The sequence below is a fragment of the Vibrio sagamiensis NBRC 104589 genome (assembly GCF_007990935.1).
GTDB lineage: Bacteria > Pseudomonadota > Gammaproteobacteria > Enterobacterales > Vibrionaceae > Vibrio > Vibrio sagamiensis.
Genome location: NZ_BJXJ01000023.1, coordinates 15,079 through 30,212 on the forward strand (window position 1 = coordinate 15,079; position 15,134 = coordinate 30,212).

At 43.1% G+C, this 15,134-nt stretch carries 13 protein-coding genes; 4 read left to right on the forward strand and 9 right to left on the reverse strand.

Going from position 1 to position 15,134, the window contains the following annotated elements; genetic code table 11:
* Positions 1-88: 88 nt before the first annotated feature.
* The 8 genes from fabF to yceD form a co-directional block, all read right to left on the reverse strand.
* Positions 89-1,336, reverse strand: a complete 1,248-nt coding sequence (fabF, locus tag VSA01S_RS12280) for a beta-ketoacyl-ACP synthase II (RefSeq protein WP_039981400.1) — start codon at positions 1,334-1,336, stop codon at positions 89-91.
* Between the two features lie 97 nt (positions 1,337-1,433).
* Positions 1,434-1,667: an acyl carrier protein gene (gene acpP / locus VSA01S_RS12285; RefSeq protein ID WP_004406112.1), complete on the reverse strand. Its 234-nt coding sequence runs from the start codon at positions 1,665-1,667 to the stop codon at positions 1,434-1,436.
* A gap of 243 nt (positions 1,668-1,910) precedes the next feature.
* Positions 1,911-2,645, reverse strand: a complete 735-nt coding sequence (gene fabG, locus VSA01S_RS12290) for a 3-oxoacyl-ACP reductase FabG (protein ID WP_039981462.1) — start codon at positions 2,643-2,645, stop codon at positions 1,911-1,913.
* Between the two features lie 34 nt (positions 2,646-2,679).
* Entirely contained in the window at positions 2,680-3,603 is a 924-nt protein-coding gene (fabD, locus tag VSA01S_RS12295; RefSeq protein ID WP_039981402.1) for an ACP S-malonyltransferase, read from the reverse strand.
* 77 nt (positions 3,604-3,680) lie between these two features.
* Entirely contained in the window at positions 3,681-4,631 is a 951-nt protein-coding gene (locus VSA01S_RS12300) for a beta-ketoacyl-ACP synthase III (protein ID WP_039981404.1), read from the reverse strand.
* 5 nt (positions 4,632-4,636) lie between these two features.
* Positions 4,637-5,662, reverse strand: a complete 1,026-nt coding sequence (plsX, locus tag VSA01S_RS12305; RefSeq protein ID WP_039981405.1) for a phosphate acyltransferase PlsX — start codon at positions 5,660-5,662, stop codon at positions 4,637-4,639.
* A 10-nt stretch (positions 5,663-5,672) separates the two neighbouring features.
* A complete protein-coding gene (rpmF, locus tag VSA01S_RS12310) occupies positions 5,673-5,843 on the reverse strand; it encodes a 50S ribosomal protein L32 (protein WP_021707869.1) in 171 nt (56 codons plus the stop codon).
* 55 nt (positions 5,844-5,898) lie between these two features.
* On the reverse strand, positions 5,899-6,426 hold the full coding sequence (gene yceD / locus VSA01S_RS12315) for a 23S rRNA accumulation protein YceD (RefSeq protein ID WP_039981408.1): 528 nt from the start codon (positions 6,424-6,426) through the stop codon (positions 5,899-5,901).
* A gap of 262 nt (positions 6,427-6,688) precedes the next feature.
* Between yceD and VSA01S_RS12320 the strand changes: the two genes are divergently transcribed.
* On the forward strand, positions 6,689-7,270 hold the full coding sequence (locus tag VSA01S_RS12320; RefSeq protein WP_039981409.1) for a Maf family protein: 582 nt from the start codon (positions 6,689-6,691) through the stop codon (positions 7,268-7,270).
* A 36-nt stretch (positions 7,271-7,306) separates the two neighbouring features.
* Here the strand turns inward: VSA01S_RS12320 and rluC are convergent, their stop codons facing one another.
* The gene (gene rluC / locus VSA01S_RS12325) at positions 7,307-8,251 is read right to left on the reverse strand and encodes a 23S rRNA pseudouridine(955/2504/2580) synthase RluC (RefSeq protein WP_039981411.1); all 945 of its coding nucleotides are present in this window, start codon (positions 8,249-8,251) and stop codon (positions 7,307-7,309) included.
* 777 nt (positions 8,252-9,028) lie between these two features.
* On the opposite strand from rluC, the gene rne reads away from it, so the two are divergent.
* From rne to cobO, 3 genes are all read left to right on the forward strand, one after another.
* Positions 9,029-12,331, forward strand: a complete 3,303-nt coding sequence (gene rne, locus VSA01S_RS12330) for a ribonuclease E (protein ID WP_039981413.1) — start codon at positions 9,029-9,031, stop codon at positions 12,329-12,331.
* Between the two features lie 404 nt (positions 12,332-12,735).
* Positions 12,736-14,295, forward strand: a complete 1,560-nt coding sequence (locus VSA01S_RS12335) for a SulP family inorganic anion transporter (protein WP_039981414.1) — start codon at positions 12,736-12,738, stop codon at positions 14,293-14,295.
* Between the two features lie 165 nt (positions 14,296-14,460).
* Positions 14,461-15,066: a cob(I)yrinic acid a,c-diamide adenosyltransferase gene (gene cobO, locus VSA01S_RS12340; protein ID WP_039981416.1), complete on the forward strand. Its 606-nt coding sequence runs from the start codon at positions 14,461-14,463 to the stop codon at positions 15,064-15,066.
* Positions 15,067-15,134: the final 68 nt, after the last annotated feature.

A 15,134-nucleotide genomic window follows, 5' to 3' on the forward strand; every position in this document is an offset into this window, starting at 1 on the left:
TTGATGAATGAATAAAACAAAACGGCCCAATGCTAAGCATCGAGCCGTTAGATTACAAGCCTCATTTTAGAAAAGCTTGTCGTTGTATTTACTCAGCAAACTTTTTGAATACCAGTGAACCGTTCGTACCACCAAAGCCAAACGAGTTACAAATTGCGTATTCCATCTCGACTTCACGGGCTGTATGAGGAACGAGATCAATATCTAAGCCTTCTTCTGGATCATCAAGGTTGATTGTTGGAGGAACAATTTGATCAACCAATGACATGATAGTAATGATCGCTTCCGCAGACCCCGCAGCACCAAGTAAGTGGCCTGTCATGGACTTAGTTGATGATACCAATACCTGCTTGGAACCCTCTTCACCCAATGCTCGCTTAATGCCCTTCACTTCGGCCACATCACCAGCAGGTGTCGAAGTACCGTGTGCATTCACATAACCAACTTGGGTACCCGTGATGTTCGCATCACGCATTGCCGCTTCCATCGCAAGTGCACCACCAGAACCATCTTCACTTGGCGAAGTCATATGGTAAGCATCACCCGACATACCGAAACCAACCAGTTCTGCGTATATTTTAGCGCCACGAGCTTTCGCATGTTCATATTCTTCTAATACGATAACACCCGCGCCATCACCAAGAACAAAACCATCACGGCCTTTATCCCATGGACGAGAAGCTTTTTGAGGCTCATCATTGCGTGTAGACAGTGCTTTGGCAGCACCGAAACCTGCCATACCGAGTGGAGTCGATGCTTTTTCTGCACCACCAGCAACCATAGCCTCTGCATCACCGTAAGCAATCATACGAGCAGCATGACCAATATTGTGAAGGCCTGTAGTACATGCTGTAGAAATAGCAATATTAGGGCCACGAAGACCACGCATAATAGATAAGTTACCCGCGACCATATTAACAATCGTCGAAGGAACAAAAAATGGGCTGACTTTGCGTGGGCCTTTTTCAACAAGCGCTGTATGCCCCGTTTCAATAAGGTCAAGACCACCGATACCAGAACCGATTGCAACTCCTACTCGGTCTGCATTTGATTGCGTAATTTCTAAGCCAGAGTCATCAAGAGCTTGGATACCTGCTGCAATGCCATATTGAATAAAAAGATCCATTTTTCGTGCATCTTTTTTAGACATATATTCAGTACAATCAAAATCTTTGACAAGACCTGCAAAACGGGTTGAAAAATTGGTTGTATCAAAATGTTCGATATTAACAATACCACTTTGACCTTCCAGCAGGGCTTTCCAAGATGATGCTACTGTGTTGCCTACCGGCGACAACATACCCATGCCAGTGACAACTACACGACGCTTGGACACGATATAATACTCCGAAGAATTGAATGTTTGTTTATGTGAGGAATTGAAGATATTAGAGAAAACACAGGCGGTCAAGGTGACCGCCTGGGAGAGATAATTACTGAGCGCTGTTTACGTAGTCGATTGCAGCTTGAACTGTAGTGATTTTCTCTGCTTCTTCATCAGGGATTTCAGTATCGAACTCCTCTTCTAAAGCCATTACTAGTTCAACTGTATCTAGAGAATCAGCACCTAGATCGTCAACAAAAGAAGCTTCGTTTTTAACTTCTGCTTCGTCTACACCTAGTTGTTCAACAATGATTTTTTTTACGCGTTCTTCGATGTTGCTCATTTTCTTTTCCTTTACAGATTTCGCCTAATGCGATAATTCCGTAGTTTATGCGAACTATTGAAAGTTGCAAGGGGGTCCTTGCTGGTCAAACCACAATTTTAGTGAAATTAACCGAAATTCAATACATTTTTAACTGAATTCATGCACAATTCTTGTACACAGACATAATAATTTAACGACATTTAACTGCAACTGTAGGACATTTTCAACAAATTAAAACGACCTAATTCTCAGTTCTGTGCATTAAACCATATACATGCCACCATTAACATGCAAAGTTTCACCTGTAATGTAAGCTGCCTCAGATGACGCTAAAAACACAACAGCAGAAGCAATTTCTCGCGGATCGCCAAGACGGCCCGCTGGTACATTCGATAATGTTGCTGTACGTTGATCATCGTTGAGTGCTTTAGTCATATCTGTTTCAATAAAACCTGGCGCAACTGTGTTGACAGTGATACCCCTTGAAGCCACTTCACGAGCCATTGATTTAGTAAAACCAATTACACCGGCTTTTGCTGCAGCGTAGTTAGCTTGACCTGCATTACCCATTGTTCCTACAACAGAGCCAACATTGATAATACGGCCCGCACGTTTTTTCATCATGCCACGAAGTACCGCTTTTGACATGCGATAAATAGGAGTAAGGTTGGTGTTAATAATGTCGTTCCACTCGTCATCTTTCATACGCATTAGCAAATTATCGCGAGTAATGCCTGCATTATTAACCAAGATATCAATGACGCCAAATTCATCATTGATCGTTTTCAAAGTCGCTTCGACAGACTCAATATCGGTGACGTTCAAAGCAAGGCCTTTACCGTTCTCACCTAAATATTCACTGATTGAAGCCGCACCATTTTCAGATGTCGCTGTACCAATCACGGTTGCGCCACGTTCAACCAACAGCTCTGCAATCGCACGACCTATGCCACGGCTTGCGCCTGTTACTAACGCAATCTTACCTTCAAGATTCATCATGTTATCTTTTCCTTTTCAGATCGTGAATGGATTATTTCACTGCTTCTAGTGAAACAACATCATTAACTGCTGCTGCACTTAGTGTTTTCACGATACGTTTTGTTAGACCAGTAAGGACTTTACCAGGTCCAAATTCAAGCAGACTTTCAACACCTTGTTCATGCATTAACTGCACGCTCTCAGTCCAACGCACTGGGCAGTGTAACTGACGAACAAGGGCACCTTTGATTTTTGCAGGATCCGTTTCTGCCGCCACATCAACGTTGTTGATGACTGGAAGCTGAGGAGCGTTGAATTCAATAGACTCTAGTGCAACCGCTAACTTTTCTGCTGCTGGCTTCATTAAGGCACAGTGTGATGGTACTGACACTGGTAAAGGCAGTGCACGTTTAGCACCTGCTTCTTTACATAAGGCACCAGCACGCTCGACAGCTTCTTTACTGCCCGCAATCACAACTTGGCCAGGCGAGTTAAAGTTAACTGGAGACACAACATCACCTTGAGCCGCTTCTTCACAGGCTTTTGCAATGGCTGCATCATCAAGGCCGATGATCGCATACATAGCGCCAGTCCCTGCAGGAACCGCTTCTTGCATAAGCTGACCACGTAGTTCGACCAGTTTAATTGCTTCTTTAAAATCAATAACACCCGCACATACCAGTGCAGAATACTCACCCAAACTATGACCTGCAAGGTTAGCAGGTTGTTCGAGGCCAAGTTCTTGCCAAACACGCCAGATAGCAACAGAAGCCGCAAGTAAAGCAGGTTGTGTACGGAAAGTCTGATTTAAATCTTCCGCAGGCCCACTTTGAACAAGCGCCCATAAGTCATAACCTAAAGCATCGGATGCTTCTGCAAAGGTTTGTTTTACTACGTCATATTGTTCGCCTAGTTCTGCAAGCATACCTACAGCTTGAGAACCCTGCCCCGGAAATACGATAGCAAACTTGCTCATGATTTTTCCCTTTAGAAAAGTAAAAGAATAAGATGCGCCATCGTGGCGCACCTTAAAAAGAAATGCTTAAAATAACGTTAGAATTTAACGAGCGCAGAACCCCAAGTGAAACCGCCGCCAAAAGCTTCTAAAAGAAGAGTCTGACCACGTTTAATTCGGCCATCACGGACAGCTTCATCCAAGGCAGTTGGTACCGTTGCAGCAGAAGTATTGCCATGCTTATCAAGTGTAATAACAACTTGATCTAATGACATAGAGAGTTTTTTCGCTGTCGCTGAGATAATACGGTAGTTGGCTTGGTGTGGTACCAACCAGTCAAGTTCCGATTTATGCATACCATTAGCAGCAAGTGTATCTTTAACGAGTTTAGACAGCTGTGTTACTGCAACTTTGAAGACTTCGTTACCTGCCATGTGTAACCACTTATCAGCATCTTGTCCACGTTTAGGTGCTTCAAGGCTGAGTAATTCGCCAAATTGACCATCTGCGTAGATATGAGTTGACAAAATGCCAGGCTCTTCGCTCGCGCTCACCACAACCGCACCTGCTCCATCTCCAAATAGAATGATGGTTGAGCGGTCTGTTGGGTCACAGGTTTTAGATAACGTATCTGCGCCAATCACCAAAACATTTTTACACATGCCTGATTTGACGTGTTGGTCAGCAACCGACAAAGCATAGACAAAGCCAGAACAAGCTGCAGCGATGTCAAATGCTGGGCACCCTTTAAGACCAAGCTTTGCTTGTACCTGACATGCAGATGAAGGAAAAGCGTGGCTGCCGCTGGTGGTTGCAACTATGATTAAGTCGATATCATTTTTATCAATGCCGGCCATGTCTATGGCGTTTTCAGCTGCGAAGAACGCCATATCTGCGACGGTCTCGTTATCAGCTGCGATTCGACGTTCTTTTATTCCAGTGCGAGTGACGATCCACTCATCACTGGTCTCTACCATTTTCTCTAAATCTGCGTTAGTACGCACCTGAGATGGCAAGTAGCTGCCAGTACCTAAAATTTTGCTATGCATGAAGACTAATAATGCCTCTCGAGTAAAACCGCTTCTAGGCGATCGCTAATACGGCTTGGTACTTGTCGTTTGACTTCGTGTACTGCTTCGCCAAGTGCATTGACAATCGCAGATATATCCGCACTTCCATGGCTTTTGATGACAATATTACGCAATCCTAGCAAACTTGCACCATTATACTGGTCGGGGTTCAGTGTTTTTAGGTCATTAAATAGCCCAGAAAACAACTTTCTAGCAATCCAACCCTTAATCGAAGATGTCATTAGATTGGCTTTTATTTTATCGATAAAGAGTTGGGCTGTCCCTTCACAAGCTTTTAAGCATACGTTACCGACGAAACCGTCACAAACAATCACATCAGCGACATCATAAAAAATTTGATCACCTTCAATATAACCGACAAAATTGATTGAGTCAGTTTGAGAAAGCATCTCAGCACAGCGTTTTACCAGATCATTTCCCTTAATCTCTTCTGAGCCGATGTTAAGTATAGCAACACGCGCAGGTTGTTCTAAATGCTCTTGTGCGAGCGCGCTGCCCATCACCGCAAACTGAAATAAGCTGTCTGCATCGCAAGAGACATTCGCTCCCAAGTCCAACATCCAAGTTCGTTGCCCTTGAATGGTAGGAAGTGCCGATACTAAAGCAGGTCGCTCAATTCCGGGTAATAATTTGATGATATAGCGGGATAAGGCCATCAAGGCGCCGGTATTTCCCCCACTGACACAGGCATCGGCTTCATTTTCTGCAACGAGTTCGATTGCTGTACGCATTGAGCTATTTTGGCTATTACGTAACGCTAATGAGGGTTTTTCTGAATTTGAGATGACTTTCTCGCTGTGCTGAATCACAAGCCGAGAATGGTTTAAGGCATTAAGTTGTGTGAGTTGAGACGTGATCGAAACCTGATCACCTACTAGGATCACTTTTAGCTCTGGGAAATGAGACAGTGCCTGCACGGCGGCAGGCACTGTTACGCGTGGACCGAAGTCCCCGCCCATTGCATCAAGTGCAACGGTAATCGTTTGCAAAGGTTCAACCTTACTTGTTGATAACCTTGTTACCACGGTAGTAACCTTCAGCAGTTACGTTGTGGCGTAGGTGAGTTTCACCAGAAGTCGCGTCTACAGAAAGTGCAGCTGTAGTTAGCGCATCGTGTGAACGACGCATACCGCGCTTAGAACGAGTTTTACGGTTTTTTTGTACGGCCATTGACCCTACTCCTATACTATTGGGTTAAAAAAACTGAATCGACTTGACTACCACATCAATCGTTTTTCAGATTTTTCAAAACATCGAATGGATTCGGCTTTTCTTCCTCAATTTCTTCAGGAATTTCACCAAAAACCATGTTATTTGAATCAACGCTACAATCCGCTTCATCGTGCATCGCTATTTGAGGCAATGTTAAGATGAACTCGTCTTCAACAAGTTGAATGAGGTCCAGTTCACCGTAATCATTAAGATCTACCAAATCATAGATTTCCGGTGCTTCCTCTTCCGTCTTCTCACCATAGTAAGGAGTGTAGAGAAATTCAACTTCACAGCAATGTGTGAATACCTCATTACAACGCTGACATTCTAAGTCGACTTCGATGTTAGCTTTACCAGAGATAACTACGAGTCGCTGTTCATCTATCTCAAATGACAATGAGACTTCTGCGTCGCGTTTAACGCCTTCAGTTGTTTCGGCTAAGCGCTTGAAAAGACTAGCTTGGATGATGCCATCAAAGTCTAATCGTTTTTGTGCAGCTTTTGCTGGGTCAACTGTTCGCGGTATTTTTACCTTTTGCATAGGGCGCGAATCTTATCTTCCAAATCAAAATTAGTCAAAGAAAAAGGCAAAAAAGTTATACTTTTTTGCACGAATACCTTGGGTCTATTGAACTTTACTGATTAAATTTCGTTCGAGACAAAAATCAGCACGAAAGATCAATACCCTTTGCTTAACTCACTGAACATCATATCTTAAGCTTACTTAAGGTATCAAAGCATTAGCCAAAATCGTTTTTGATCGATTATCCTATTGGTCATGCATAATCGAATTGTAATTCAAAATGAAAAATTACCAACTTGTTTTAGCCTCAACTTCCCCATTTCGTCGCCAACTGCTGGAAAAACTCTCTATTCCATTCACTTGCCTCTCTCCTCAATGTGATGAAACACCTCTAGCTGAAGAGCTGCCCATTGATTTGGTCAAACGACTTGCGATAAACAAAGCCAAGGCTTGCAACCCTGATAAACACAGTCTTGTCATTGGCAGTGATCAAGTTTGTGTGATTAACGGCAAGATCGTCGGCAAACCATTGAACCGCGAAAATGCCATAAAACAACTCATGGCACAAAGTGGACAAGCGATTACTTTTTATACTGGCCTTGCAGTTCACAACACCAAAACAGGCCATACCGAAGTCGGCATCGACACCTTTGAAGTACATTTCCGAGATTTAAACCGTCAGCAAATCGAGGCTTATGTCGATAAAGAAGAACCATTCTACTGTGCTGGTAGTTTTAAAAGCGAAGGAATGGGGATCTGTTTGTTCACTAAGCTCGTTGGCAAGGACCCGAATACTTTGGTCGGTTTACCACTTATCGATCTGATTGACATGCTTAATCGCCAAGGTTTTGAGATTCTTTGATATCTAGGGAGCTCAAGGCTCCCTTATCAATGAGTGCTATTTTTGCCTTAAATGAGCAAGTACATTTTGTAACTTGGACTCCAGCGGAGCATTGATTTCCATCCATTCGTCGTTAGATGGGTGCTGGAACTTGATATTTGCTGCATGTAAGAACAAGCGGTTCAAGCCAACTTTGCCAGTGTAAGCATCGAAACGGCGGTCACCATAGCGATCATCCCACGCAATAGGATGGCCTGTATACTGAGTATGTACACGAATTTGATGAGTACGCCCAGTGATAGGACTTGCTTGCACTAAAGTTGCTTGCTCAAATTTTTCTAAAATCTTAAACCGAGTTTCGGAGGGCTTTCCATTCGGGTTGACCCGCACGATACTATTGACTTCATTTTTAAGCAAAGGCGCATTAACCACTTTACAACTGCTCTTCCATTGCCCCATTACCAATGCAAAATAGAATTTTTTCACTGTTTTTTCGCGAAACTGAGTCTGTAGATGACGCAGTGCCGAGCGTTTCTTGGCGACGAGCAGTATCCCTGATGTATCACGATCAATACGATGAACAAGTTCTAGAAAACGTGCCTCAGGTCTTAACGCACGTAATGCTTCGATCGCGCCAAACTTTAGACCACTCCCGCCATGTACCGCTGTGCCAGAAGGTTTATTAAGAATAAGAAGATGATCGTCTTCGAAGATGATCTTGCTTTCAAGCTCTGCCACCTTGTTCAACTTAGTGCTGGGGGCAACATCATCTTCTTTTTTCTCCATTGTGACAGGAGGAATACGAACCAAGTCACCAGCTTTGAGTTTATATTCCGCTTTGATACGCTTTTTATTGACGCGTACTTCGCCCTTACGCACGATTCGGTAAATCATGCTCTTAGGGATATCTTTTAATTGGTTACGTAAAAAGTTATCAATACGTTGACCGGCCATATCTTCGTCAATGTCGACAAATTGGACTTGTGTTTTTATTTCGCTCATGCGCTCTATTGTAAACCTAAACGCCCCCGACTTCACAGTATTAACGTAGATAAAATATCAATGTAGCTAAAGCCACCAGCGTAGAGAAAAATGCAGATGTAGATATAAGCAACCGTTAAGCACAAAATAGCTAGATTATAGAAATTTAATAATTCCACAAAAATAACAATAGTCACTCTTGAAAACTCGTATTTTTAAAGAAAGGGCATTGAAATATCTTCCATCAGTATTACAAAACAAGCCAATGTTTTGTTTAAATTATAAAAAGTAACCGATGATTTTTTTGATTAGATAAGGACTTTTCCAACAATGCCTAGCCAATTGCCTTGTAAACAAGCAGTTATAAGTTACAAAACTTGAATTTCACACTAAATTTTTCATAGTTTAGGTTAAAGCAGATTGCTGATATCAAGCAGCACTGCTATAGTTCACTGCTGCTAAGGAAAAGTAGGTTACATTTTATTCAGTGCTCATTACTTACCTTCAGCAAAGCGAGTAGAAAGATGAAAGCCAGGTGCAGAATTAGCGTAAGACACTCTGGATACATCACGCTTGTCACTCTACTCCACGCATATTCATGTTGAGTATCACCGTCAAAATAACGGGTCACAAGCTTTGGCTTCCAATGAAGTACAAACAAACTTGTGATAACTGAAGTGCCCTAGAGCGTCCCCTTCCAGCCGGGAGGCTGCAAATGATTAGCCATGGGATCTGGCACCGTGAAACAGCGAAAGAAAAGTGACAAGAGAGGCAAAGAAAAGACAACGAGAAAATTTAATGAAAAGAATGTTAATTAACGCAACTCAAAAAGAAGAGCTGCGTGTTGCTCTGGTTGATGGCCAGCGGCTTTTCGATCTTGATATCGAAAGCCCAGGACATGAATCCAAAAAAGCAAATATCTACAAAGGGCGTATCACACGCATCGAGCCAAGCTTAGAAGCAGCATTTGTCGATTATGGTGCTGAACGTCATGGTTTCCTCCCTCTTAAAGAAATTGCACGCGAATACTTTCCAACTGGTTACACTTACCAAGGCCGACCAAGTATTAAAGAAGTTCTGACTGAAGGCCAAGAAGTTATTGTCCAAGTGGAAAAAGAAGAGCGTGGCAGTAAAGGAGCCGCACTAACAACCTTTATTTCACTTGCTGGTAGTTACTTGGTTTTAATGCCAAACAACCCTCGCGCAGGTGGTATTTCACGTCGCATCGAAGGAGATGAGCGCACACAACTTAAAGCTGCATTAAGTACCCTTGAACTTCCTGATAGTATGGGGCTTATCGTTCGTACAGCAGGCGTCGGTAAAAGTGCTGACGAACTTGAATGGGACCTCACCGTCTTACTAAAGCATTGGGCTGCGATAAAAGATGCTGCAGACTCAAGCCCTGCTCCATTTTTGATACACCAAGAAAGCAACGTCATAGTACGTGCTATACGTGATTATCTGCGTCGTGATATTGGTGAAATATTGATTGATAACCCAACCGTCTATGAGCGTGCTTATCAACACATCCAGCTAGTCCGTCCTGATTTTAAAGATCGAGTGAACCCTTACACTTCTGAAGTCCCCCTATTTAGCCATTACCAGATTGAAAGCCAAATTGAGTCGGCTTTCCAACGCGAAGTTCGCCTCCCATCTGGTGGCTCAATTGTCATTGATCCGACAGAAGCACTGACATCTATTGATATCAACTCAGCACGAGCAACTAAAGGTGGTGATATCGAGGAGACGGCATTAAATACCAACTTGGAAGCAGCTGATGAAATTGCTCGCCAACTACGCCTTCGTGATCTTGGTGGTTTGGTCGTTATCGATTTTATTGATATGACACCAATACGCCATCAACGTGAAGTTGAAAATAGATTGCGTGAAGCAGTTCGTTTAGACCGGGCCCGTGTGCAAATTGGTCGTATTTCCCGTTTTGGTTTATTGGAAATGTCTCGTCAGCGCCTAAGCCCTTCTTTGGCTGAAGCGAGCCATCATATTTGTCCTCGCTGTACGGGCACTGGCGTAGTTCGTGATAATGAATCGCTTGCTCTATCTGTCTTACGTCTTCTTGAAGAAGAGGCACTTAAAGATAATACATCACAAGTCCTCGCGGTTGTACCTGTACCAATTGCATCCTATTTGTTGAACGAAAAGCGTCACTCTGTAAACCTTATTGAGAAAACTCAAGAAGTCAAAATCACCATAGTTCCAAATTCTGATATTGAAACACCACACTTTGAAGTGATTCGAGTTCGTGAAGGTGAAGAATTCGATCTGCTTTCTTATCTATTGCCACAAAAGCTAGATGCGTTGAAAGAAGCAGAAGGTAAAGAACCAACAGAGAACACCATTAAGCCTAGGCGCATTGAAGAGCCCGTTTTAAAAGGTTTTGCAGCACCTACTCAAAGCGCTCCTAAGCCTGCTGAAAAACCAGCACATAAAATTAAACCTGAGGTAACTCAGCAAGATCAACAGCCGGGCTTGTTCAGTCGTTTCTTTAAAGCACTTGGTCGTTTACTATTTGGCCAGTCGGAAACAGAGGCTAAAGAAACAGTAAAAGAGGCAGATAAGCCTAATCACGATAACAAACGAAATAAACGTGATCGTAACGACCGTCGTCGTAATAATACTCGCGATAACCGCAATGAGCGTGATAACAAACGTCGCCGTAAACCACGTGAAGAGCAAACTGCTGAGCAAAATGAAACTCAACAGCAAACGAATAAGCCACAAAACCGCAACCAAAAACGTAAACCAAGATCTCAACAGGCAGATAAAGCACAAGAAATCAAAGTTAACGAAAAAGTTGCAGAAAAAGGCTTAATGCTGGCCGCTGAAGCTCGTTCTGAAACAAAAGTAGAAGAGAATAAAGCCAAGCCAAGCGTAAAAGCAGAGAAAATCAAAGAGCGTCGTCAGCGTCGTAAAATGAATAAATCTGTTCGCGTTAAAAGCCAACAACAGACTGAAAAACGTCATGCTGACAAGGCTAACGATAATGTCAATAAAGATGTAATTAAAAAGGCTCAAGACGCTGAAGTTCAAACCGTCGAACCAATTCATATTATTCATGACATACCTGTCGATAATGTTACGCAGGGTTTAGAAGACGATAGAAACGAGCCTAAACAACGCCGTAATCGCCGTTCTCCTCGTCACCTACGAGCAAGTGGTCAACGTCGTCGCCGTGGTCGCGATCGCCGTCCAAACCCATTCCGCCTCCGTAAAGGTGGCGTTGCCTCTCCTGAGATGGCAATGGGTAAAGTGATGCCTCGCTATATTCCAAAACACACTCACAAGCAAGATGTGGTTGTGAAGGAAGAATCACCTCAAGAGAATATTAATGTTGCAGCAATCGTTCATTCTGCACCTGTTTCTCAACAAGGTGGGGTTGCTTGTCCAGAAATGGCGATGGGTAAAGTGATTGTTCATCGTGATGTTGTATCGACTGAAAAACAACCTGTTAGTAAGCAAGAAGTTATACATCAGTCAGCACCTAGAGCTGAAAATCATGAAATACAGAATGCTGTAACAAATGATGCTCTGACCACGACACTTGTAAACACGGTTGCTGCACAAGAAGAACAAATTGTGAATACTGTTTCTGCACAGCACAACGTGACTGAAGTTACATCAAATACACAAGACGATGCTTCTGAGAACCCTATTGCTGAGAATCATCGCGTTGAAACCAAGGTTACGGTTGAGACAACAGCGCCTACAGAAACTGTCACGGAAACAATGGTGGCTTCTAAAGCAAGCAGTCTCGTTGCAAGTACCGTTGCTGACAATAGCTCTGTGACTAACGAAAATACTGTGAGTGGAAGTCATACTGCTCCTCAACAGCCTGAGTCTGTTAACCCAGTAGCGCTTAACACTGTAGCATCTCAAACGACTAGCAAAGTCAATGGTGCTAACGTTAATGCGAAATTGAGTGCTCAAGCACCCATGACTAAGGCACCTGGGCCGCAAGAACTGCGTGAGATTACTGTCAATGCTGCACCGTTTAGGTCTGAGCGTTACATGCCAAAAGGAGCAGGTAGCCAAGTAGCAACTAACCGTGCTTCATCTGGTATGACAAAACCAAACTTTATGTAATTTACCCCATCATAGAGTTGTTTTAACAGCAAAAAGGCTACCGCACTGGTAGCCTTTTTATTTGCCTAAGTTTAAGTTCATCTTATGTAATTTAAGTTCACCTTACGTACCCAAGTGACCTCAAGATACAGATAGTGAATACAGCTCAGCTTCGGTTTGATGAATTTGAATGATGGATCGCAGATAGTCGGTCATTCCTTCTATCATCATTGAACTTAATCACACTTTTCGGTAGCATTCGCCAATCATATTTTCCGACACTTTTTCGCCTCCGGAAACACTTTTTGTGTAATCTGAATGGCATTCGTCCTAATTGACATTAAGTGCTAACTGTTTCTCTGTCATATCGCTGATCCGGTAACACGATAAGAGAAACCCAATACCAAGAGAACTCAATACTTAATATGTTCGAATTCCCCCAATTTTCTAAACACTCCGTGAAAAACGATGTGCTTTCTGGTTTAACCGTGGCTTTAGCTCTGGTACCAGAAGCGGTTGCCTTTGCTTTTGTTGCTGGCGTCGATCCTATGGTTGGCCTTTATGCTGCCTTTATCGTTGGACTTATCACTTCTATTTTTGGTGGTCGTCCAGGAATGATATCTGGTGCCACTGGAGCGATGGCTGTCGTTATGGTTTCTCTGGTTGCCTCTCATGGCGTGCAATATTTATTTGCCGCCATTATGCTTGCAGGCATTTTGCAAGTCGCTGCTGGTCTATTTAAACTTGGAAAGTTTATTCGGATTGTTCCTCACCCAGTGATGATCGGATTTGTTAATGGTTTAGCCATTGTCATTTTCCTAGCTCAATTGGGTCAATTTAAAGCCCCAGATATCAATGGTACTTTAGCTTGGCTTCCTCAAGATCAAATGATGCTAATGCTTGGTCTGGTTGCTTTGACCATGGCCATTATTTATTTCTTACCTAAATTAACCACAGCGGTCCCCTCTTCTCTAGTTGCTATCGTTACTGTGTCAACTCTGGTTATCGGTTTGGATTTAGAAACTCGTACTGTTGTTGATTTTCTTCGCACTATGTCAGGCAATGAAGCAGCCACATTAGCGGGCTCTCTACCTTCTTTCTCGATTCCAAGCGTACCGTTCACACTGGAAACATTACAAATCATTTTCCCTTACGCCATGATATTAGCGGCTATTGGCCTCATTGAATCTCTTTTGACTCTGACCGTTCTTGATGAAATGACCAACACTCGTGGTCAGTCGAATCGTGAATGTGTTGGGCAAGGCATGGCAAACATGACTTGTTCTGTCTTTGGTGCAATGGGTGGCTGTGCCATGATTGGCCAATCAATGATTAATGTTAATTCAGGTGGTCGTGGACGTTTGTCTGGCATTGTTGCCGCTGTTGCTCTACTGACGTTTATTTTGTTTGCGTCCTCTTTGATTGAAATGATCCCACTTGCTGCTCTTGTTGGCGTAATGTTTATGGTCGTCATTGGCACATTCGAATGGGCAACATTTAAGCTGGCCCGCAGAGTACCGAAACAGGACTTCTTCGTAATCATCTTGGTGACTGTTGTCACTGTTCTAACCGACCTTGCTATTGCCGTCGCTGTAGGGGTTATTGCTTCTGCTTTAATGTTCGCTTGGCAACATGCAAAACACATTTATGCTGACACACATATCAACGAAGAGGGTTCGAAAGAATACAAAATCCATGGCCCTATCTTCTTTGGTTCAGCGGCAAGTTTCTTAGAGCTCTTTACTGCTCAGGACGATACTGATGATGTTATCGTCGACTTTGCCGACTCTCGTGTAACGGACCATTCAGCCATCGAAGCCATCGAAACATTGGCGGAGCGCTATTCAGCCTTAGGCAAGACTTTGCACCTACGTCATTTAAGCCCTGATTGCCGAAAACTGTTAGATAAAGCAGGAAGCCTAGTTGAAATCAACGTAAAAGAAGACCCAAGTTACAAGGTTGCCACCGATTTACTTGCAGGCTAAGCCAATAAATCCAGCTTAAAGATAATCACAAGGGATAGGCGTTGCTTATCCCTTTTTCTTTTCTATTAATCATGGTTTTTCTTCTATATAGGTTGATCTATCATACGCTCTAACACATCATTCCACGCACCTTGCCGAGATACAGACACTATTTAAGGAAACACAATGTCTATTGAAAATAGCAAAGAAGCACGTCACAAAGCTCGCCAGCAGAAAGTGAAGCAGCAGGTTGATGCCCAAATCGCCGCTGCCCAAGAAGAAAAAGGCCTACTACTTATCATCACTGGTAATGGCAAAGGTAAGTCGACATCTGGGTTTGGTATGGTGACTCGTGCACTAGGTCATGGCCAAAAATGTGCAGTTGCTCAATTTATCAAAGGAACATGGGATAACGGTGAGCGAAATTTACTTGAAAAACTTGGCGTGGAGTTTCAAGTCATGGCAACCGGTTTTACCTGGGAAACGCAAAATAAAACAACCGATACTGAAGCCGCACAATCCGTTTGGCAAGAGTGTAAGCGAATGCTCAAAGATGAATCGATCGATGTGATTTTATTTGATGAACTGACTTATATGGTCAGCTATGGTTATATTGATTTAGACGAAGTCAAACAAGCTCTAGAGAATAGACCAAAGATGCAATCTGTCATCATTACCGGGCGTGGTGCACATCGGACCTTGATTGAGATGGCTGATACTGTATCTGAGGTAAAAAATATCAAGCACGCTTTTGAATCCGGTGTTAAAGCCCTTAAAGGTATCGATTGGTAAACTCAGAATATTGAAAAGGGTTGGAAAACCAACCCTTTACACAAAAGTTCTGCAGAGCCTAGAACATG